The 20,163-nt window shown below is 60.2% G+C and carries 15 protein-coding genes; all 15 read left to right on the top strand.

The annotated features are described in order from the left end of the window. Positions 1–4: 4 nt before the first annotated feature. The 15 genes from R5R33_RS04740 (at position 5) to mutT (ending at position 20,080) form a co-directional block, all read left to right on the top strand. Positions 5–1,531, top strand: a complete 1,527-nt coding sequence (locus tag R5R33_RS04740) for a UDP-N-acetylmuramoyl-L-alanyl-D-glutamate--2,6-diaminopimelate ligase (protein WP_318954899.1) — start codon at positions 5–7, stop codon at positions 1,529–1,531. Beyond that, the gene (locus R5R33_RS04735; protein WP_318954898.1) at positions 1,528–2,898 is read left to right on the top strand and encodes a UDP-N-acetylmuramoyl-tripeptide--D-alanyl-D-alanine ligase; all 1,371 of its coding nucleotides are present in this window, start codon (positions 1,528–1,530) and stop codon (positions 2,896–2,898) included. Before R5R33_RS04740 ends, R5R33_RS04735 begins: the two co-directional genes overlap by 4 nt. A gap of 11 nt (positions 2,899–2,909) precedes the next feature. After that, complete coding sequence (gene mraY, locus R5R33_RS04730) at positions 2,910–3,995, top strand: phospho-N-acetylmuramoyl-pentapeptide-transferase (RefSeq protein WP_318954897.1); 1,086 nt, start codon at positions 2,910–2,912, stop codon at positions 3,993–3,995. Positions 3,996–4,036: 41 nt separating this feature from the next. Further along, complete coding sequence (gene murD / locus R5R33_RS04725; RefSeq protein WP_318954896.1) at positions 4,037–5,443, top strand: UDP-N-acetylmuramoyl-L-alanine--D-glutamate ligase; 1,407 nt, start codon at positions 4,037–4,039, stop codon at positions 5,441–5,443. Continuing rightward, positions 5,436–6,665 (top strand): putative lipid II flippase FtsW, encoded by a 1,230-nt coding sequence (ftsW, locus tag R5R33_RS04720; protein WP_318954895.1) that lies wholly within the window; start codon positions 5,436–5,438, stop codon positions 6,663–6,665. Before murD ends, ftsW begins: the two co-directional genes overlap by 8 nt. After that, on the top strand, positions 6,665–7,762 hold the full coding sequence (gene murG, locus R5R33_RS04715) for an undecaprenyldiphospho-muramoylpentapeptide beta-N-acetylglucosaminyltransferase (protein ID WP_318954894.1): 1,098 nt from the start codon (positions 6,665–6,667) through the stop codon (positions 7,760–7,762). The genes ftsW and murG overlap by 1 nt, the downstream gene beginning before the upstream one ends. A gap of 43 nt (positions 7,763–7,805) precedes the next feature. Then, a complete protein-coding gene (gene murC, locus R5R33_RS04710; RefSeq protein ID WP_318954893.1) occupies positions 7,806–9,263 on the top strand; it encodes a UDP-N-acetylmuramate--L-alanine ligase in 1,458 nt (485 codons plus the stop codon). A gap of 18 nt (positions 9,264–9,281) precedes the next feature. Next, a complete protein-coding gene (locus tag R5R33_RS04705) occupies positions 9,282–10,112 on the top strand; it encodes a cell division protein FtsQ/DivIB (RefSeq protein ID WP_318954892.1) in 831 nt (276 codons plus the stop codon). Between the two features lie 92 nt (positions 10,113–10,204). Further along, positions 10,205–11,443: a cell division protein FtsA gene (ftsA, locus tag R5R33_RS04700; RefSeq protein WP_318954891.1), complete on the top strand. Its 1,239-nt coding sequence runs from the start codon at positions 10,205–10,207 to the stop codon at positions 11,441–11,443. Between the two features lie 63 nt (positions 11,444–11,506). Further along, positions 11,507–12,718: a cell division protein FtsZ gene (ftsZ, locus tag R5R33_RS04695; protein WP_318954890.1), complete on the top strand. Its 1,212-nt coding sequence runs from the start codon at positions 11,507–11,509 to the stop codon at positions 12,716–12,718. Between the two features lie 467 nt (positions 12,719–13,185). Then, positions 13,186–14,097, top strand: coding sequence for a UDP-3-O-acyl-N-acetylglucosamine deacetylase (gene lpxC / locus R5R33_RS04690; RefSeq protein ID WP_318954889.1), 912 nt, complete (start codon positions 13,186–13,188; stop codon positions 14,095–14,097). Positions 14,098–14,375: 278 nt separating this feature from the next. Then, positions 14,376–15,314 (top strand): M23 family metallopeptidase, encoded by a 939-nt coding sequence (locus tag R5R33_RS04685; RefSeq protein WP_318954888.1) that lies wholly within the window; start codon positions 14,376–14,378, stop codon positions 15,312–15,314. A 170-nt stretch (positions 15,315–15,484) separates the two neighbouring features. Beyond that, entirely contained in the window at positions 15,485–18,220 is a 2,736-nt protein-coding gene (gene secA, locus R5R33_RS04680) for a preprotein translocase subunit SecA (RefSeq protein WP_318954887.1), read from the top strand. Positions 18,221–18,452: 232 nt separating this feature from the next. Beyond that, positions 18,453–19,652, top strand: coding sequence for a bifunctional glutamate N-acetyltransferase/amino-acid acetyltransferase ArgJ (gene argJ / locus R5R33_RS04675; protein ID WP_318954886.1), 1,200 nt, complete (start codon positions 18,453–18,455; stop codon positions 19,650–19,652). Beyond that, the gene (mutT, locus tag R5R33_RS04670; RefSeq protein WP_318954885.1) at positions 19,652–20,080 is read left to right on the top strand and encodes an 8-oxo-dGTP diphosphatase MutT; all 429 of its coding nucleotides are present in this window, start codon (positions 19,652–19,654) and stop codon (positions 20,078–20,080) included. The genes argJ and mutT overlap by 1 nt, the downstream gene beginning before the upstream one ends. The last annotated feature ends 83 nt before the right edge of the window (positions 20,081–20,163 follow it).

The following is a 20,163-nucleotide window of genomic DNA, read 5'->3' as shown; positions in this document are numbered from 1 at the left end:
CCCAATGCAAGATCGCACCGCCACCCTGTCCGCCCTGGTACCGGGGTACGCGGGCATACCCGATATTCAGGTCACCGGTGTGGCCCTGGACAGCCGCCAGGTCAAAACCGGCGACGTATTTATGGCGCTGCGCGGCACCCAGGTGGACGGCCGCCAGTACATCGATGCCGCCATCGCACGGGGCGCCGCCGCAGTGCTGGCCGATGGGGAAACTCTCGGCAGCGAAGAACGCAACGGCGTTCAGGTAATTACCGTGCCTGGTCTCGCCGCGCGGGTGGGCGAAATCGCCGCGCGTTTTTACGGCCACCCGACCGAGTCCATGTATCTGGTGGGTGTGACCGGTACCAATGGTAAGTCCACCTGTGCTTTCCTGACCTCGCAACTGCTGGCGCGCCATTTCGGCAGCGCCGCGGTGATGGGCACCATCGGCAATGGGGTGTGGAAAGACGGAACAATCAGCCTGGAAGAAACCGGGCTGACCACGCCCGATCCCGTGCGCCTGCAGGCGGATTACGCCGCGTTCTACGCGCAGGGCGCACGCGCGGCGGCGATGGAGGTTTCGTCCCATTCCCTGTCGCAGGGACGGGTGCACGGACTGGTATTCGATACCGCAGTATTTACCAACCTCACCCGCGATCATCTGGATTACCACGGCAACATGGCCGCCTACGGTGCTGCCAAGGAAAAGCTCTTCGGACTGCCGAAACTGAAGCGCGGCATCATCAATATCGACGATCCCTTTGGCGCGCAGATGGTGGAGCGCTGCAAGTTGCGCGGAGTGAAGGTCATTACCTATGGCCTGCAGGCGGGCGACGTGCAGGTACGCAACCTGAAGCGCCTCGACAGCGGCTTCTCGGTACACCTGATTACCCCCTGGGGCGAGGGCGAGCTGCACGCGCCATTGATCGGCGACTTCAATATTCACAATGCACTGGCGGTTGTCGCTGCGGCGGCCGCTGCGGGTATGCCGCTTGCGGATATTCTCGCGGCGTTTCCGCACATCCTGCCGGTGCCCGGTCGCATGGAGCGGGTCTCTATCCGTGAAGATGGCGCCGAAGATGTCAGCGTGCTGGTGGACTACGCCCACACGCCGGATGCACTGCGCGCGGCTCTGGAAGCGGCGCGTCCCTACTGCCGCGGCAAGCTCTGGTGTGTGTTCGGCTGCGGCGGCGATCGCGATACCGGCAAGCGCGCTCCCATGGGGCGGATTGCTTCGGAACTTGCAGATTTCACCGTCGTCACCAGCGACAATCCGCGCAGTGAGGATCCGCAGTCGATCATCGACGGCATTCTCGAAGGTATCGACGGCGGTGCCAGCGGCGAGGGCTGCACGGTAAAAGTGGATCGCGCCGAGGCCATCCGCCATGCGATTACCCATGCTGCCGCTGGCGACACCGTGCTGATCGCCGGCAAGGGCCACGAGGACTACCAGCTGATCGCCGGCCAGAAACTGCATTTCTGCGATCGTGAACAGGCTGCAGCCGCGCTCGCACGGCGGGCCACCGGAGAAGTGGAGGCCAGTCGCCAATGATCGCCCCCATTTCCCTGCAACAACTGCAACAGCGTTTCGGCGGCGAGCTGATCAACGGCTCGGTAACCTTTGATGCCGTATGTACCGATACCCGCAAGCTGGGCGCGGGTGCGCTGTTTGTTGCACTGCGGGGAGAGACCTTCGACGCGCACGATTTTCTCGCGGACATCGACGGCAAGGTGCTGGGCGTGGTTACCGAAAAGGCCATCGTGGATTCATCACTGCCGCAGTGGCTGGTGGCGGACACCACGATTGCCCTGGGGCAGATCGGGCGTCTGTGTCGCGAACAGTTTGATGGCCCGGTGATCGGCATCACCGGTTCCTGTGGCAAAACCACGGTAAAGGAAATGCTGGCGTCGATCTTTGGTCAGCATCACCGCGTGTGCGTCACCCGCGGCAACCTGAACAATCACTTCGGCGTACCCATGACCCTGTTTTCCCTCGCGCCGCAGCACCAGGTGCTGATCGTGGAAATGGGCGCGAGCGGTCCGAATGAAATCGGTTATCTGTGTGGCATTGCCAAACCGGGGATTACCGCGGTCAACAACGTAATGCCCGCGCATGTGGAAGGGTTTGGCTCCGTCGATGGCATCGCCACCGCCAAGGGCCAGATCTACACCAGTCTCGAACCGGGCGCGGTGGCGGTACTGAACGCGGACGACAACTACGCGGACTACTGGCGCGGCGAAATGCCGGAAGGTGTGCGCACGCTGGAAGTTGGCTTTGGTCACCAGTGCGCGGTGCACGCGGACAATATTGAACTCGATGCGCGCGGTTGTGCGTCCTTCGATCTGGTGGTGGAAGGTGTGACCCATCCGGTGCAGCTGCAACTGCTTGGTGAACACAATGTTCACAACGCGTTGGTTGCCGCCGGTTGCGCCTACGCCGCCGGTCTGCCGGTTGTCGAAATTGCCACGGGCCTCAGTGCGCTGGCCGGTGTCGGCGGTCGTATGCAGTCGCTCAGCGGAAAAGACGGCGCGGTGGTGATCGACGACAGCTACAACGCCAATCCGGGTTCTGTCAGCGCCGCCATAGAGCTGCTGGCGCAGCGCACTGGCAAGAAAATTCTGGTGTTGGGAGATATGGCGGAGCTGGGTCCGGAGGCGGATAAGGCCCACCGCGATATGGGCAAGCTGGCGCGGGAGCGCGGTATTGATCAGCTGTTTACCCTCGGCACCCTGAGTGCCGCCGCGAGTATCGAATTTGCCGCTGGTCGGCAACATGTACAACGGAATTTTTCCGAGCGCGAAGCCCTGATACAGGCGCTGGCGCCGGAACTGGATGGAAACACCACTGTGCTGGTGAAAGGTTCCCGCAGTGCGCGCATGGAACTGGTAGTGCAGGCACTCACCAACGGGAATCATTAAAAGGTAAAAAAATGCTGCTTTGGCTGGCTGAACTCTTACAGAACTATGTGAAGGGCTTTTCGCTGTTCAACTACCTTACCGTACGCGCGATTCTGAGCGCGCTGACGGCGCTGGGTATTTCCCTGCTGGTAGGCCCGCGCATGATCACCTGGCTCAATCGGCTGCAGGTGGGACAGGCGGTGCGCGACGATGGCCCCCAATCCCATCTGAGTAAATCAGGTACACCCACTATGGGTGGTACGCTGATTCTCGCCGCGATCTTTTCCTCGTCGCTGCTGTGGTCCGATCTCAGTAACCGGCTGGTGTGGGTGACTCTGCTGGTAACTTTCGTGTTCGGCGCCGTGGGTTTCGTGGACGACTACAAGAAAGTGGTGGAGAAAAACTCTCGTGGCCTGATCGCACGCTGGAAATATTTCTGGCAGTCGGTCGCCGGCCTTGGTGCGGCGATTTACCTCTTTATGACGGCCACTTCGCCGGCAGAGACCCAATTGTTCGTGCCTTTCTTCAAGGATGTGGCGATCAATCTGGGACCGGTTTCCTTCATTCTGCTGACTTATTTCGTGGTGGTGGGCTCCAGTAACGCCGTCAACCTTACTGATGGCCTAGACGGTCTCGCCATCATGCCGTCTGTCATGGTCGGCGGTGCGCTCGGCGTGATCGCCTATCTGGTGGGACATGTGGAGTTCGCTACCTACTTGCATATTCCGTCCATTTCCGGTGCCGGCGAGCTGGCGGTGTTCTGTGCCGCCCTGGGTGGGGCCGGGCTCGGGTTCCTGTGGTTCAACACCTATCCCGCGCAGGTATTTATGGGGGATGTGGGTGCACTGGCGCTGGGTGCGGCACTGGGCATTATCGCGGTGATCACCCGTCACGAAATCGTGCTGTTCATCATGGGCGGGGTGTTCGTGATGGAAACCGTGTCCGTAATCCTGCAAGTGGCATCATTCAAACTGACGGGCAAACGTATTTTCCGTATGGCGCCACTGCACCACCATTTTGAACTGAAAGGCTGGCCGGAGCCGCGGGTGATTGTGCGCTTCTGGATCATTACCGTGGTCCTGGTGCTGGCTGGCCTGGCGACCCTGAAGATTCGCTAAGAAGAAATAGAAATAGATAGTTAAAGAACAGAAAAGAACGAATGAACCTCATCGCAACCTCAGAGAAAAAAGTGGTGATCGGAATGGGCGCTACCGGGCAGTCGGTGGTGCGCTTTCTGCTGAGCCAGGGTTTCTCTCCGGTTGTGGTGGACAGCCGCGATACGCCGCCGGCACTGGAGGCCTTCCGCAAGGAATTCCCGCAAGTATCCGTAGAGTGCGGCCCGCTGAATCCGGAAACCCTGCTGGCAGCGAGCGAGATCATCGCGAGTCCCGGTATCGGTGTGGCAGAGCCCGCGATTGCTGCGGCGGTGGCCGCAGGTATCCCGGTAGTGGGTGATATCGAACTGTTCGCGCGCGCGCTGGTAAACGCTGAGCCCGCGCCCAAGGTCATCGCCATTACCGGCTCCAACGGTAAGACCACCGTCACCACCGTGGTGGGGCTGATGGCTGAGGCTGCCGGTGTAAGCGTCAGGGTGGGCGGCAATATCGGTGTGCCGGTACTGGATTTTGTCGCGCCGGGTGCAGAGCTGCCGCAACTGTTCGTGTTGGAACTTTCCAGCTTCCAGCTTGAAACCACCTACTCGCTGGCACCGGAAGTGGCCACGATCCTGAATATCAGCGCGGACCATATGGACCGCTACCCGGATCTGGGTGCATATCACCGCGCCAAGCAGCGGGTCTACCGCCACGCGCACCAGATGGTGATCAACCGTGCGGATTCGCTCACCCGCGGCCCGCTGTCCCGCGACCGTCGCGAGTGGAGTTTCGGTCTGGATCGCCCGGATCTGAAACAGTTTGGGGTGATCACCGAAAACGGCCAGCAGTGGTTGGCCCAGGGGCACGAGAAGCTGATGCCCGCGAGCGAAATGGCTATGGTGGGCAGCCATAACGTGGCCAACGCGCTGGCGGCGCTGGCGCTCGGCAATGCGGTGGGGCTGCCCATGGCGCCGATGCTGCAGGTGCTGCGCAGCTTCGCCGGTCTCGCGCACCGCTGCGAGCGGGTGGCAGATCTCGATGGGGTTACTTTTGTAAATGACTCCAAGGGCACCAATGTGGGCGCTACCCGCGCGGCACTGGATGGCCTGGCGGATGGTGAACGCAAGATCGTGCTGATCGCAGGTGGCGACGGCAAGGGCGCGGATTTTTCACCTCTGGCGGAGGCCGCCGGCGTGTTGCGCGGTCTGGTCACCATCGGTGTCGACGGCCCCAAAATCGCCGCGGCGTTTGGCGCACTGGTGGCGCAGGAGGGGGCTACTGATATGCGTGATGCCATCGCCAAGGCAAAGGCGCTGGCCTGTGACGGCGACTATGTACTGCTGTCTCCCGCCTGTGCCAGCTTTGATATGTTCCGCAACTTCGAGCACCGCGGTGAAGTGTTTCGGCGCGAAGTCGCTGAACTGGTGCAGTCCTCCAGCGGCGCGCAGTGCGCGGGAGGGATGAATGAGTAAAGCGGAACTGAAGCAGGCGGCTAACGAGCCGATAGATGAATTTGCCTGGGTACTCCCGTTCTGTGTACTGGCGCTGGCGAGTATTGGTGTGGTGATGGTGGCATCCGCATCGATCGCGTTTGCCGCGGATGTGTATAACGACCCCTGGTATTTTCTCAAGCGCCACCTGGTGTTTCTCGCCGCTGGCGTATTCGGTGCGCTGCTGGTGAGTCGTATTTCGCTCGCCACCTGGTCCAACCTGTCCTGGACGCTGCTGTTTTTTGCGTTGGGTATGTTGCTGGCGGTACTGATTCCCGGTGTCGGGCGCTCGGTGAATGGCAGTATGCGCTGGATTGCGCTGGGGTCGATCACCATTCAGCCGGCGGAGATCGCCAAGTTCTGCTGTCTGGTGTTTTTCGCGAGCTTCCTGACCCGGCGCAATGAAAAACTGCGGCACTGGAGCAGTTTCATGATCCCCATTTCCGTACTGGGCATTGTGGCGCTGCTGTTGTTGCTGGAGCCGGATTTCGGTTCGGTGGTTGTGATTTCCGGTACCGCTCTGGCGATGGTTTTTCTCGCCGGCGCGCGTCTGCCGCACACGTTTATGCTGGTGGGCGTCGCCGCCTGCGGCCTGGTGGCGATGGCGCTGGTCAGTCCCTACCGACTGCAGCGTTTGACCACATTTCTCGACCCCTGGGGCGAGCAGTTTGCCGGCGGGTACCAGCTGACCCAGTCGCTGATTGCCTTTGGGCGTGGTGAGTGGTTTGGGGTTGGTCTCGGCAATAGTGTGCAGAAGTTGTTTTACCTGCCGGAGGCGCACACCGATTTCGTGTTTGCGATCCTGGCCGAAGAGTGGGGTATGTTCGGCGGAGTGGTGGTGATCGGCCTGTACGCTGCGCTGACCTGGTCGCTGCTGCGACTGGTGCGCAAGGCCCTGGCAAAACAGGCATTTTTTACTGCACTGCTGGTGTTCGGCATTGCCGTGCTGTTCGCCGGTCAGGCGTTTGTGAACATGGGTGTGGCATCTGGTCTGCTGCCCACCAAGGGACTGACCCTGCCGTTCGTCAGTTCCGGCGGCTCCAGTCTGGTGGTGTGTTTTGCGCTGTTCGCGCTCGCCTGGCGTGCACAGAATGAACTGAACAGCGAGGCGGAGTCGGGGGAAGACAGCCTCGCCAAAATCCGCCAGTTGCCGATTTTCAATCCGCTGCAACTGGGCGACAGAAAAACCGGGGAGGCTGCGTGATGGAGCAATCCACAAACGCCACGCCTTTCGCGGGCAAGAAATTTCTGGTGATGGCCGGCGGTACCGGTGGTCACGTATTCCCGGCGCTCGCGGTGGCGAAAGCGCTGCAGGCGCAGGGCGCCGCCGTGGAATGGCTGGGTACCATGCGCGGTATCGAATCACAGCTGATTCCAGCGGCTGATATTCCACTGCACTTCATTACCGTGGAAGGTGTGCGTGGCAAGGGTTCAGCAGCCCTGTTGAAGGCGCCGCTGCAGATCAGCCGCGCTATCTGGCAGGCGCGCAGTGTGGTGAAGGCAGTACAGCCGGATGCAGTACTGGGTTTCGGTGGCTTTGCCACAGGTCCCGGTGGCGTGGCGGCACGACTCAGCGGCGTTCCGCTGATTATTCACGAACAGAATGCGGTGGCTGGTACTACCAATCGTCTGCTGGCGAAGATTGCCAGCCGGGTGCTGGAGGCTTTCCCCAGTGGATTGCCTTCTGCACAGCTGGTGGGAAATCCGGTGCGTGCGGAAATTGCCGCGCTGCCTGCGCCCGTTGAACGGGTCGGCAAACAGCGGCCGCTGCGGCTGCTGGTACTGGGTGGCAGCCTCGGCGCCGTGGCCATCAACGAGCTGGTGCCGCAGGCGCTGGCGAAAATGGATGAGTCCAGGAGACCGCAGGTGTTGCACCAGGCGGGCCAGCGCCACTTGGATGTGGCGAAGGAAGCCTATGAGCGCGCAGGGGTGGACGCCGAAGTTGTGCCGTTTATTGCGGATATGGCCGCGGCCTACGGCCAGGCGGATTTGGTGATCTGCCGCTCCGGCGCCCTCACGGTCTCGGAAATTGCGGCGGCGGGTGTGGGGGCCATCATGGTGCCGTTCCCGTTCGCCATCGACGATCACCAGACAAAAAATGGCGAATGGCTGCAGCAGGCCGGCGCGGCAACCGTAATCCAGCAGGACGCGCTGGACGCGGATCAGCTGGCGGCATTGCTCGAGGAGCTGTTCGCCGCTCCGGAAAAATTATTGGCCATGGCGGAGGCCGCGCGCGGCGTCGCCCGGCCTGATGCCACCGACCGCGTGTTGGCGGTATGTCGCGAAGAGATGGGGTGTTGAAATGTCTCGCGAAAATCAGAATCAAACGAGTGTTGGAAAAAGTATGAGTGACGGCGGCGCGAGCAATTATCAGGTACCGGCCATGCGCCGCATCCGCCGGATACACTTTATCGGCGTCGGCGGCGCGGGTATGAGTGGTATTGCCGAAGTCCTGCAGAATCAGGGGTATGAGGTTTCCGGCTCAGACCTGCGCGAGAGCAAGGTCACCGAGCGCCTGCGCGGCCTCGGTATCAAGGTGCTGATCGGTCACAGTGCCGAGAACATCAATGATGTGGATGTGGTGGTGAACTCCTCCGCGATTTATGGCGATAACCCGGAGCTGACCGCAGCGCGGGAAAAACGTATTCCGGTCGTGCGCCGCGCGGAAATGCTCGGCGAGCTGATGCGCTACCGCTATGGCATTGCGGTAGCGGGCACCCACGGCAAGACCACGACCACCAGCCTCATCGCGTCAATTTTTGCCGCCGATGACAAGGATCCGACATTCGTGATCGGTGGTCTGGTGAACAGTGCGGGCGCCAATGCTGCGCTGGGCGCGGGGCGTTACCTTATCGCGGAAGCGGACGAGAGCGATGCCTCTTTCCTGCATCTGCAACCGATGGTCACGGTTGTGACCAATATCGACGCCGACCACATGGAAACCTACGGTGGCGATTTTGAAAAGGTAAAGCAGATCTTTATCGACTTTATCCAGAACCTGCCGTTTTACGGTCTGGCGGTGGTCTGTGGCGACGATGCCAATGTGCAGTCGGTCATCCCGAAACTGGCGCGCCCGGTGACCACATACGGTTTTGACGAAGGCAACGACTTCCGCATCAGCGGAGTGCGCCAGGAACCCCTGCGCAGTTTCTTTACTGTGCACCGTCCAGATGGCAGCACCCTGGATGTTTGCGTCAACGTGCCTGGCACTCACAATGTGCTGAATGCCACCGCGGCGATTGCGGTGGCCACGGAAGAAGGGATCAGCGATGCGGCAATCTGCGAGGGATTGAAAGGTTTCCAGGGCGTCGGTCGCCGTTTCCAGATTTACGGAGAGTATCCGGTAAGCGAGGATGCCGCCGCGGAAAAGGTCATGCTGGTGGACGACTACGGCCATCACCCGCGGGAAGTGGCTGCAACCATCAAAACCGTGCGCGACGGTTGGCCGGAGCGTCGCCTGGTGATGGTATACCAGCCCCATCGCTACACGCGCACACGCGATCTGTTCGAGGATTTTGTCCAGGTGCTTTCGCAGGTCGACAAACTGGTATTGCTGGATGTATATAGCGCGGGCGAAGCGGTAATCCCCGGTGCGGATGGCCGTACGCTGGCACGCAGTATTCGCAATCGCGGTCAGATTGATCCGATTTTTGTGGAAAAAGTGGAAGAGGTTCCGCCGATTCTCACGGACCTGCTGGAGCCTGGTGACATCGTGCTGACCCAGGGTGCCGGCAATGTTGGAGGGCTGGCGCAACAACTGGCGGAAGCACAGCTGGGCGATAAAGCCGGCTCCGGACAGTAACTGCACAGAAATAAGATTGTGGCCAGAGAGACCTCGACGCAGCGACAGAAACAGGCAAAGGGTAAACGGGCACTGCGTGGTGCCCGTGCACTGCCGGACCCGAATGCGGAGCCGCCTGTGCGACCGCTGCGTGTGGTGCTGTTGAGTGTGTTGTTACTGGCAGTGGCCGCGGGTATCGGTTACGGCGCGCGCTGGCTCTGGCAACAGGTGCCGACGGCGGAATTGAGCCGGGTGGATGCGCTGGAAGATGTGCGGGTCAAAGCGCCGTTTCGCGCGGTGACCGAACGGGAGGTGGAAGAAATTCTGCTGCCTTATCTGAGGCGCGGTTTCTTCTCCCTGGATATCGACGGTATGCGTGCGGCACTGATGAGCAATCCGTGGATCGTTAATGCCTCGGTGAGCCGCCGTTGGCCGAACGGTGTGGATGTGGTGGTGGATGAGGCGGAGCCTCTCGCCATCTGGGGCGGCGACCGCTTGTTGATCGCGAACGGTGAACTGTTGCCGCGACCGGAAAATTTAACGGATCTGCGCTTGCCGGAACTCGCCGGCGACGCGGAGCTGGTGGAGCGGATCATGGCCCAGTACCAAGCGCTGGCCGGGCTGTTGACCACCAAGGATATGGAAGTACGCCGCCTGTCATTTGACGACCTGTCGGGCTGGCAACTGGAGTTGGTAAGCGGTATCCGCTTGCAACTGGGACATGACGAACTGCTGGAGCGGGTGGGCCGTTTCCTGCGTCTGACCCGCGGCGTACTGGCGCCGCATCTGCAGAAAATCGCGGGGGTGGATACCCGCTATAACAATGCAGTTGCGGTGCAGTGGAAAGAAAAAGACAAAACAGATAACTGACAACAAAACAGGCAGATAAAAAGGTGGGTGCTCCCCTGATCCGACATGTCACATGTGGGTCGGCGTGACTGCCCAGCGAGGTTGAAAATTCAATGACACAATCAACTGAACCACGCATGATCGTCGGTCTGGATATCGGTACATCCAAGGTCGTGGCGATTGTCGGTGAGTTGGCCGCAAATGGCGATCTGAATATCGTCGGTATCGGCTCTCATCGCTCCACCGGTATGAAACGGGGCGTGGTGGTGAATATCGAATCCACGGTGCAGTCGATCCAGCGCGCGGTCGAGGAAGCGGAGCTGATGGCGGGCTGTGAGATTCACTCTGTGTATGCGGGCATCGCCGGCAGTCATATCCGCAGTTTGAACAGTCACGGAATTGTGGCGATCAAGGATCGCGAAGTGACCCAGCAGGATCTGGACCGGGTAATCGATGCGGCGCGCGCGGTGGCGATTCCCGCTGACCAGAAAATCCTGCACACCCTGCCGCAGGAGTACCTGATTGACAGTCAGGAGGGTGTGAAGGAGCCGCTGGGTATGTCCGGCGTGCGCCTGGAAGCCAAAGTGCATCTGGTTAGTGGTGCGGTGAACGCGGCACAGAACATCGAGAAGTGCATCCGACGCTGTGGGCTGGAAGTAGAAGACATCATCCTCGAGCAGCTGGCTTCCAGTTATGCGGTGTTGACCGACGATGAAAAAGAGCTGGGTGTGTGCATGGTGGATATCGGTGGCGGCACCACTGATATCGCGGTGTTTACCGGCGGTTCGATCCGCCATACCGGCGTCATCCCTATCGCCGGCGACCAGGTCACCAACGACATTGCCATGGCGCTGCGTACACCGACGCCGCATGCAGAAGAGCTGAAAATCAAATACGCGTGTGCGTTGGCAAAGCTGGCGCGCGAAGGGGAAACCATCAAGGTGCCGAGCGTGGGCGACCGTGCACCGCGGGATCTCTCCCGTCAGGCGCTGGCAGAAGTGGTGGAACCCCGCTACGACGAACTGTTTACACTGGTCCAGGCGGAACTGCGCCGCAGTGGTTTTGAAGATCTGTGCGCGGCGGGCATCGTGCTCACTGGCGGCTCTTCAAAAATGGAAGGGGCGGTGGAACTGGCGGAGGAAATTTTCCACATGCCGGTGCGCCTCGCGGTACCCCAGGGCATTGCAGGCCTGACGGATATCGTTAGCAATCCGATTTATTCCACCGGCGTCGGTCTGCTGATGTACGCGCTGAAATCGGAAGAAAACAAACGCAGTCGCCCGCGCAGCGTGCAGCGCAACGAAAACCAGTGGTGGGACAAGGTCAAACACTGGTTCAGAGGCAATCTCTGAGCCGGAAAATAATTACCGGGATCGATAATTAAATTTAGACATGAGCAAAAAAGGGGAACAGCAATGTTCGAACTCGTAGATAGCGTACAGGACAAGCCTGTCATTAAAGTGATCGGTGTTGGTGGCGGTGGCGGTAATGCCGTCAAGCACATGATCGCGTGCGATGTCGACGGTGTGGATTTCATCTGTGCCAACACCGATGCGCAGGCGCTGAAAGATGTGCAGGCTCACACCATTCTGCAGTTGGGTAACACCATTACCCGCGGCCTGGGTGCCGGCGCCAATCCGGAAGTGGGTCGCCAGTCCGCGCTGGAAGACCGCGAGCGCATCGCTGAGGTGCTGACCGGTGCGGATATGGTGTTTATCACCGCCGGTATGGGTGGTGGTACCGGAACCGGCGGTGCACCGATCGTGGCGGAAATCGCCAAGGATCTGGGTATCCTCACTGTTGCGGTGGTTACCCGTCCGTTCATGATTGAGGGCCGCAAGCGTGCGACCGTGGCGGAAGAGGGGATCCTCGAGCTGCGCGACAAGGTGGATTCCCTGATCACCATCCCCAACGATCGCCTGCTGGAAGTACTCGGCAACAAGATCACCATGAAGGCCGCTTACAAGGAAGCGGACAACGTGCTGTTGGGGGCGGTACAGGGTATCGCCGACCTGATGATTCGCCCCGGAATCATGAACGTGGACTTCGCCGATGTGCGCACAGTCATGTCCGAGATGGGTATGGCGATGATGGGCTCCGGCGCCGCCGTGGGTGAGAACCGCGCGCGCGAAGCCGCAGAGAAAGCCGTGCGCAGCCCGCTGCTGGACAACGTCAACCTGCAGGGCGCCCGCGGCATCCTGGTAAATATCATCACCGGCAGTGAAGAGGGCGGGTGTCAGGAACTGACCTTGGGTGAATACTCCGAAGTTGGCCAGATCGTACAGGAGATTGCCTCTGACGATGCTACCGTGGTTATCGGTACTGCAGTGGACGACAAGCTGGGCGACGAGATGCGTGTAACCGTCGTGGCCGCCGGTCTCGGTGAGGCAACCGCACAGGTGGCACGCCCGACCAAGGTTGTGGATAACACCAGTGCTCGCCGTCCGGAGCCCCGTGAAAGCGTACGCCCGGTGGCCAGCGCGGAACCGACCCGCGAGGTTCAGCAGGATCTGCGTGGAGGCCGTATGGACAGCGAGCGCAAGCCGCGCTCCATGCCGCCGCTGAACCCGGATCAGGATATGGAATACCTGGATATTCCTGCATTCCTGCGCCGTCAGGCCGACTGATCCGCCCCGGGGAGCGGGGCGGAACATCTGCTCATGTCTTCGCCCGGCCGTGAGGCCGGGCCTCCGCCCCCTTTTCGGGTGCGGTACCGTTCGCCGAGGTGATCGGTGCCGCAGGGTCAGGAAGAGGTTATGCGGGCAGGGACGCTCAGTGTTCAGGCTTAATTCAGGGAAATTGTGGAAAATATTCGGTGACTGGGAGGTTTTTCGGCGGGGGTTAACACTTGTTTACCGTCGTGGAACTGGTAAGAGCGTACAATATGTGACGGTCCTGTGCGCTGGTTTGGCGTTGCAGTCTTCGCGCTAGGCTATGCTTGAAAAGTCAGAGGCCTATTCATTGAACGATGGGCCTTGCCTGAAACCCGGATATGACTAAAGCGGTATCTGTAGTTTTGGCGTTTATTTTCTGTTATTATCGCCGGCTCGCTGCGACACGTGCGCAGCCTACCGACTTGGGAACCTGGATATAGATGATCAAACAGCGCACTCTCAAAAATGCCATTCGAGCCACTGGCGTTGGTCTGCACACCGGTAAGAAGGTCGTTCTGACCCTGAAGCCGGCGCCGGTCAACAGCGGTATCGTCTTCCGTCGGGTTGACCTCGACCCGGTAGTTGAGATTGAAGCGCGTGCCGAAAACGTGGGCGACACTCTGCTTTCCACCACCCTGGTGAAGGGCGACGTGCGCATCGCCACCGTTGAGCACCTGCTGTCCGCCATGGCGGGTCTGGGTATCGACAATGCGATTGTCGAACTGTCCGCCCAGGAAGTTCCAATCATGGACGGCAGTGCCGGCCCATTCGTGTTCCTTATTCAGTCTGCAGGCATTCAGGAGCAAGCGGCTCCGAAGAAATTCCTGCGGATCAAGAAGCCGGTGACCGTGGAAGAGGGCGACAAGGTTGCCAGCTTCCTGCCGTTCAATGGCTTCAAGGTGTCCTTCACCATCGATTTCGACCACCCGGTATTCCAGGGTCGCAATCTGACGTCCTCGGTGGATTTTTCCAGCACCTCCTTCGTGAAGGAAGTGAGCCGCGCGCGCACCTTCGGTTTCATGCATGAAATCGAGTACCTGCGCTCCAAGGGCTTGGTGCAGGGTGGCAGCGTGGACAACGCGATCGTGATCGATCAGTACCGTATTCTCAACGAGGGCGGTCTGCGTTACGAAGACGAGTTCGTCAAACACAAGATTCTCGACGCCATCGGCGACCTGTACCTGCTGGGTACCAGCGTCATTGGCGAGTTCAAGGCCTTCAAGTCCGGCCACGCACTGAACAACAAGTCCCTGCGCACCCTGATGGCGCAGGAAGATGCCTGGGAAATGGTGACTTTCGAAGACGAACAAGAGGCGCCGATCTCTTACGTCAAGCCGATCCTGGCAGTGTAACTACTCGTAAAGCCGGTACCCAAATACCGGCTTTTTTACGTAATCAACTTACGTAACCGCTTTGCGTACCTGCCGCGCAGTTTGGACCCTGTGTGGATTTGTGCGTTTGTAAACTTTTTGTGTTGCCAATTGCTGTTACATTGGCGGCATCCGGCCAGTGGGATGGCCTGGGGCGCAGCAGGATGCGACAGTCCCGACACCGTGCAGGGCAAGTCCGTGTCTGCCTCCGGTGAGCAAGCAATACAACAACAAAATGTCGCAGATCTAGCACGCCTGATATGAAAGTAATTCTGGTCAGTGAGCGCGGAGGCATCTCCCGCAGCTTCAATTTTGGTGGACTGAGCAAAGCCCTGCTCAGCCTCTGCCTGCTTGGCCTGCCTGTCGGAGCGCTTTGGGTTGGTGCAAATCTGCCCGCGGCGGAGTCCGATGTTTTCGATTCCCGCGCGGTAAAGGCCTGGAACAAGGCCCTGCGCAAACAGCAGGAAGAGATCACTGAAGCGGACCGTCAGGCCCGCGAACAGCTTACCGCGCTGACCGTCAAACTGGCGGAAATGCAGGCGCGCCTTACCCGTCTCGATGCGCTCGGTGAGCGTCTTACCACCCTGGCCAAGCTGGACGAGGGTGAATTCCAGTTCGGTAGTACACCTGCGGTTGGCGGACCGGAAGATCCGGGTATCGCCGGTGCTAGTGACATGCCCTATCAGCCGCCGGAATTTATCGCGGCGATCAGCGAGCTGTCGGATCAGATCGAAGACCGCCAGATGCAGCTCTCCACCCTCGACACCCTGCTGGCCAGCCGCCAGCTGCAGGACGAGCAGTTCATCGCCGGCCGCCCAATTTCCCGTGGCTGGATGTCTTCCCGCTACGGCTATCGCACAGATCCCTTCAGTGGTCGCCGTTCCTGGCACAAGGGTGTGGACTTCGCCGGCAAGAGCGGCTCGGATGTGGTCTCGGTCGCGGCCGGTGTAGTGACCTGGGCAGAAGACCGCAGTGGCTACGGCCAGCTGGTGGAAATCAACCACGGCAATGGCTATAAAACCCGCTACGGTCACAACAGCGAAATCAAGGTCAAACTGGGCGATGTGGTCAAAAAAGGCCAGATAATTGCCCAGATGGGCTCCAGTGGCCGCTCCACCGGCCCGCACGTCCACTTCGAAGTCTACAAAGACAACCGCCCGGTAGACCCCGCCACCTATATCCGCCGCACCGGTAGATAACAACTATCCTCTATGATTGCGCGGCAGGAGACTTGTAATCCTGCATTGGCGCCCGCAGTTCCCTATTCGGTTGCGGCGCCTGGCGCCTTCCTGTTTACTTGCACCCTTTCACGCGGGCCCCAAAGCGCTGGGAACGCGGGCACACTCAGCTTTAATGTGGTTTCTGAATAATGATTGGCAAACTGATAAAGACGGTCTTTGGCTCAAAAAATGACCGCGAACTCAAGCGCATGCGCAAGGCAGTGGCGAAAATCAACGCGCTGGAAGAAGAATACAAGGCACTCGATGATGCCGCGCTGAAAGCCAAGACCGACGAGTTCAAGCAGCGCCTGCAACAGGGCGAAACGCTGGATCAGATACTGCCAGAGGCCTTTGCCGCTGTGCGCGAGGCCAGCTCCCGTACCCTGGGAATGCGCCACTTTGATGTGCAGTTTATTGGCGGCATGACCCTGCACGAGGGCCGCATTGCGGAGATGCGAACCGGTGAGGGTAAAACCCTGGTTGCGACCCTGCCGGCCTACCTGAATGCGCTGGAAGGCAAGGGTGTCCACATCGTTACCGTGAACGATTACCTCGCCAGCCGCGACGCCAACTGGATGCGTCCGGTGTACGAGTTCCTCGGCCTCAGTGTGGGTATCGTGGTGTCCCAGCAGCACCCGCTGGAGAAGCGAGCGGCCTACGAATCGGACATCACCTACGGCACCAACAACGAGTTCGGTTTCGACTACCTGCGCGACAACATGGTGCTGCGCAAGGAAGACCGGGTGCAGCGCCCGCAGAATTTCGCCATCGTCGACGAGGTGGACTCAATCCTGATCGACGAAGCGCGCACGCCCCTCATCATTTCTGGTCAGGCGGAAGATTCCTCCCACCTTTACATGGCGATGAACAAGCTGGTCCCGCAGCTGCAGCGCGCGGAAGAGGGTGGCGAAGGCCACTACACCGTGGACGAGAAGACCCGCCAGGTAGAAATGTCTGAAGACGGCCACCAGCTGATCGAAGACCTGCTGGTGCGCAATGGCCTGCTGCGGGAGGGCGAGTCCCTCTACGCACCGGGCAATCTGGGTTTGATGCACCACGTCAACGCTGCACTGCGCGCCCATGTGCTGTTCAACAAGGATGTGGATTACATCGTCCAGAACGGCCAGGTGGTGCTGATCGACGAACACACCGGCCGCACCATGCCCGGCCGCCGTCTCTCCGAGGGCCTGCACCAGGCGCTGGAGGCGAAGGAAAGCGTACAGATCCAGAGCGAAAGCCAGACCCTGGCTTCCACCACATTCCAGAACCTGTTCCGTTTCTATCCGAAGCTGTCCGGTATGACCGGTACCGCGGATACCGAGGCCTTCGAATTCCACCAGATCTACGGCCTCGACGTGGTGGTTATTCCCACCAACCGCGAAAAACAGCGCCAGGACCTCAACGACCTGGTGTATCTGACCAAGGAAGAAAAGCTCGAAGCGATCATCGAGGACATCAAGTACTGCCGCGAGAAAAACGCGCCGATCCTGGTGGGCACCGCGTCCATTGAAACGTCCGAGGAAATGTCGCGCTTGCTGCAAAAGGCCAAGATCGAGCACCAGGTTCTGAACGCCAAGTACCACGAGCGCGAGGCCCATATCATTGCCCAGGCCGGGCGTCCGGGCACCGTCACCATCGCCACCAACATGGCCGGCCGTGGTACCGACATCGTGCTCGGCGGCAACTGGGAAGCGGATGTGGAAGACCTCCAGCAGCGTGAAGGTCGCGAGGCCACCGCGGAAGAGATTACCGCGATCAAGGCCGATTGGCAGAAGCGCCACGAGATGGTCATTGAAGCCGGCGGCCTGCACATCATCGGTACCGAGCGCCACGAATCCCGCCGTATCGACAACCAGCTGCGCGGGCGCGCCGGTCGCCAGGGCGACCCGGGTATGACCCGTTTCTACCTGTCGCTTGAAGACAACCTGATGCGCATCTTCGCCTCCGACCGGGTGAAGAACTTCATGCAGATGCTGGGTATGGAGCGCGGCGAAGCCATCGAGCATCGCATGGTTTCCAATGCCATTGAAAAGGCGCAGCGTAGGGTAGAAGGCCGCAACTTCGATATCCGCAAACAGCTGCTGGAATACGACGATGTCGCCAACGATCAGCGCCAGGTCATCTACTCGCAGCGCAACGAGCTGCTGGAAGCGGACACCATCAGCGATACCATCACCGCCATCCGTGAGGATGTGGTAAACGACCTGATCACTACGCACATGCCGCCGCAGAGTGTGGAAGAGCAGTGGGATATTCCCGCGCTGGAACAGCAGCTGGCATCCGAATTGGGCCTGCAACTGCCGGTGAAGCAGTGGCTGGACGAAGACCGCACCCTGCACGAAGAGAGTCTGCGTGAGAAAATCGTCGCCGAGGCCGAGCAGGCGTACCAGCGGAAGCTGGCGCGCATTGCGGAAAGCACCGGCGATGCCAACCTGATGCCCACCATCGAGCGCCAGGTCATGCTGCAGGTACTGGACCAGCTGTGGAAGGATCACCTCGCCAGCATGGATCACCTGCGTGCCGGTATCGGCCTGCGCGCCTATGCCAACAAGAACCCCAAGCAGGAGTTCAAGCGCGAGTCCTTCCACCTGTTCCAGGGGCTGCTCGACAGTCTCAAGCACGAAGTGGTGCGGGTACTGGCCCATGTGGAGCCAATGACCCGCGAGCAGATGGAAGAGATGGAGCAGCGCCGCCTGGAGTCCCAACACCGCCAGCAGCTGGAGCTGCAACACGCCCAGGCCTCGGCCATGCCGCAGGCAGAGGAATCCACCGAAGCCGAGCCGGCGCGTCGCGGCCCGCGCGTGGGACGCAATGACCCTTGTCCCTGCGGTTCCGGCAAGAAGTACAAGCAGTGCCACGGCAAGCTGACTTCTTCCACTACCTGAAAACTACTGCGCGGGCGCCTGGCGGCGTCCGGCGGTGCTCACAATCCTCACGTACTACAAGTACGCTCCGGTTGCTGCGCGCCGGCGGCCACCACCAGCCACCCGCTCGTAGCGTTTTCAGAAGTTCTTTTTCATCCAAAAAGGCCCGCGGAGAATTCCGCGGGCCTTTTTGTTTGGCGTATCCCGTTTATATAATTCCGCCCCGATTGTTCAATTCATAAGGCCAATGACCATGGCGCAGCCACTTCCGCAGATTCCCGGTGTCCGTCTTTCCGCCGTCCCCGCCAAAATCAAAAACTGGCAGCGCGACGACGTTCTGTTGATCGAAATTGCCGAGGGCGCCAGCGTCTCCGCGACCTTCACCAAGAACGCCTTCTGTGCGGCGCCGGTACTGGTGGCGAAAGAGCATATCCGCCGCGGCAATATCCGCGCGCTGCTGATCAACGCCGGCAATGCCAACGCCGCCACCGGCGAGCGCGGCCTGCAGAACGCGCAGCAGTGCTGTGAAGGTTTGGCCGCGGTGCTAGGTATCGACGCCGCGCAGGTGCTGCCGTTCAGTACAGGTGTGATCGGCGAGCATTTGCCGGTACAGAAAATTCTCGACGCGCTGCCGGCGGCCGCCAGCGGTCTGCGCGCCGACGGCTGGGAGATGGCCTCGCGCGCCATCATGACCACCGACACCCGCCCGAAAACCGCGAGCCGCACCGTGGAAATTGCCGGCGCAACGATTTCCGTCGTGGGCATTGCCAAGGGCGCCGGCATGATCCAGCCGAACATGGCCACGATGCTGGCCTATGTGGCCACCGATGCGGCCATTCCGCAGCCGATGCTGGATCAGCTGGTGAAAGACGCGGTCGGACAATCCTTCAACCGCATCAGTATCGATGGCGATACCTCCACCAACGATGCCTGCGTACTGATCGCCAGTGGCGCCACCGGCGAAGTGATCGCAGATACCCACAGCGATGCCTACGCGCACCTGAAGGCGGCCATCGTGGAGGTGCACATCGAACTGGCCCAGGCCATCGTCCGCGACGGTGAGGGCGCAACCAAGTTTGTCACCGTGCAGGTGAACAACGCCGCAAGCTCCGAGGAGGCGCTGCGGGTGGCGTTTGAAATCGGCGAGTCACCGCTGGTGAAAACCGCCATGTACGCCTCCGACCCCAACTGGGGCCGCCTGATCATGGCGATCGGCAATGCGGGTGTGGATAACCTGGATACCGGCAAGGTCAACGTGTTCCTGGACGATGTGCAGATTGTGGACGCCGGCGGCCGTGCGGAAGGCTACACCGAGGAGCAGGGCAAGAAGGTGTTCCAGCAGTCTGACTTCACCATTACTGTGGACCTGCAGCGCGGTGATGTATCCGAGCACATCTGGACCTGCGATTTCTCCCACGATTACGTCACCATCAATGCGGAGTACCGCACCTGATGGCGGAGTCGGGGCCGAAGAAGTGTGTGCACGTCGCGGTGGGTGTGATCATCGGCGGCGACGGGCGTATCCTGCTGGCCAAACGCCCGGATCATTTGCATATGGGCGGGCGCTGGGAGTTTCCCGGTGGCAAGGTGGAAGACGGTGAGTCGATCCAGCAGGCGATGGCGCGGGAGTTGCACGAGGAGCTGGATATTGGCGTGCTGGCGATGGAGAAACTCATCGAGGTGCGCCATGACTACGGTGAAAAGCAGGTGTTTCTTGATACCTGGTGCGTGACGGAGTTTTCTGGTGAGGCGCGGGGTATTGAAGGGCAGGCATTAGCCTGGGTTTCCGTTTCTGATCTCACCGACTATGAATTTCCGGATGCGAATCAGCCGATCGTTGTCGCGGTGCAACGTTGGCTTGGAAACTCCTGCACTTCGTAGGTATTAATCTTTCTTAAGCTGGTTCGGTGGCGGCAAAGCACTGGGTACGGGTTTTCAGGACCGCTGTGAACCCATCCCTGGGC

Source organism: Microbulbifer pacificus (genome assembly GCF_033723955.1).
Classification (GTDB): Bacteria; Pseudomonadota; Gammaproteobacteria; order Pseudomonadales; family Cellvibrionaceae; genus Microbulbifer; species Microbulbifer pacificus.
Note: the sequence above shows the minus strand (reverse complement) of the source record. Positions and strands in the feature narration are given on the sequence as shown.

Coding starts and splice junctions, on each gene's coding strand:
- R5R33_RS04740 (WP_318954899.1), top strand. CDS start 5: ATGCAAGATCGCACCGCCACCCTGTCCGCCCTGGTACCGGGGTACGCG.
- R5R33_RS04735 (WP_318954898.1), top strand. CDS start 1,528: ATGATCGCCCCCATTTCCCTGCAACAACTGCAACAGCGTTTCGGCGGC.
- mraY (WP_318954897.1), top strand. CDS start 2,910: ATGCTGCTTTGGCTGGCTGAACTCTTACAGAACTATGTGAAGGGCTTT.
- murD (WP_318954896.1), top strand. CDS start 4,037: ATGAACCTCATCGCAACCTCAGAGAAAAAAGTGGTGATCGGAATGGGC.
- ftsW (WP_318954895.1), top strand. CDS start 5,436: ATGAGTAAAGCGGAACTGAAGCAGGCGGCTAACGAGCCGATAGATGAA.
- murG (WP_318954894.1), top strand. CDS start 6,665: ATGGAGCAATCCACAAACGCCACGCCTTTCGCGGGCAAGAAATTTCTG.
- murC (WP_318954893.1), top strand. CDS start 7,806: ATGAGTGACGGCGGCGCGAGCAATTATCAGGTACCGGCCATGCGCCGC.
- ftsA (WP_318954891.1), top strand. CDS start 10,205: ATGACACAATCAACTGAACCACGCATGATCGTCGGTCTGGATATCGGT.
- ftsZ (WP_318954890.1), top strand. CDS start 11,507: ATGTTCGAACTCGTAGATAGCGTACAGGACAAGCCTGTCATTAAAGTG.
- lpxC (WP_318954889.1), top strand. CDS start 13,186: ATGATCAAACAGCGCACTCTCAAAAATGCCATTCGAGCCACTGGCGTT.
- R5R33_RS04685 (WP_318954888.1), top strand. CDS start 14,376: ATGAAAGTAATTCTGGTCAGTGAGCGCGGAGGCATCTCCCGCAGCTTC.
- secA (WP_318954887.1), top strand. CDS start 15,485: ATGATTGGCAAACTGATAAAGACGGTCTTTGGCTCAAAAAATGACCGC.
- argJ (WP_318954886.1), top strand. CDS start 18,453: ATGGCGCAGCCACTTCCGCAGATTCCCGGTGTCCGTCTTTCCGCCGTC.
- mutT (WP_318954885.1), top strand. CDS start 19,652: ATGGCGGAGTCGGGGCCGAAGAAGTGTGTGCACGTCGCGGTGGGTGTG.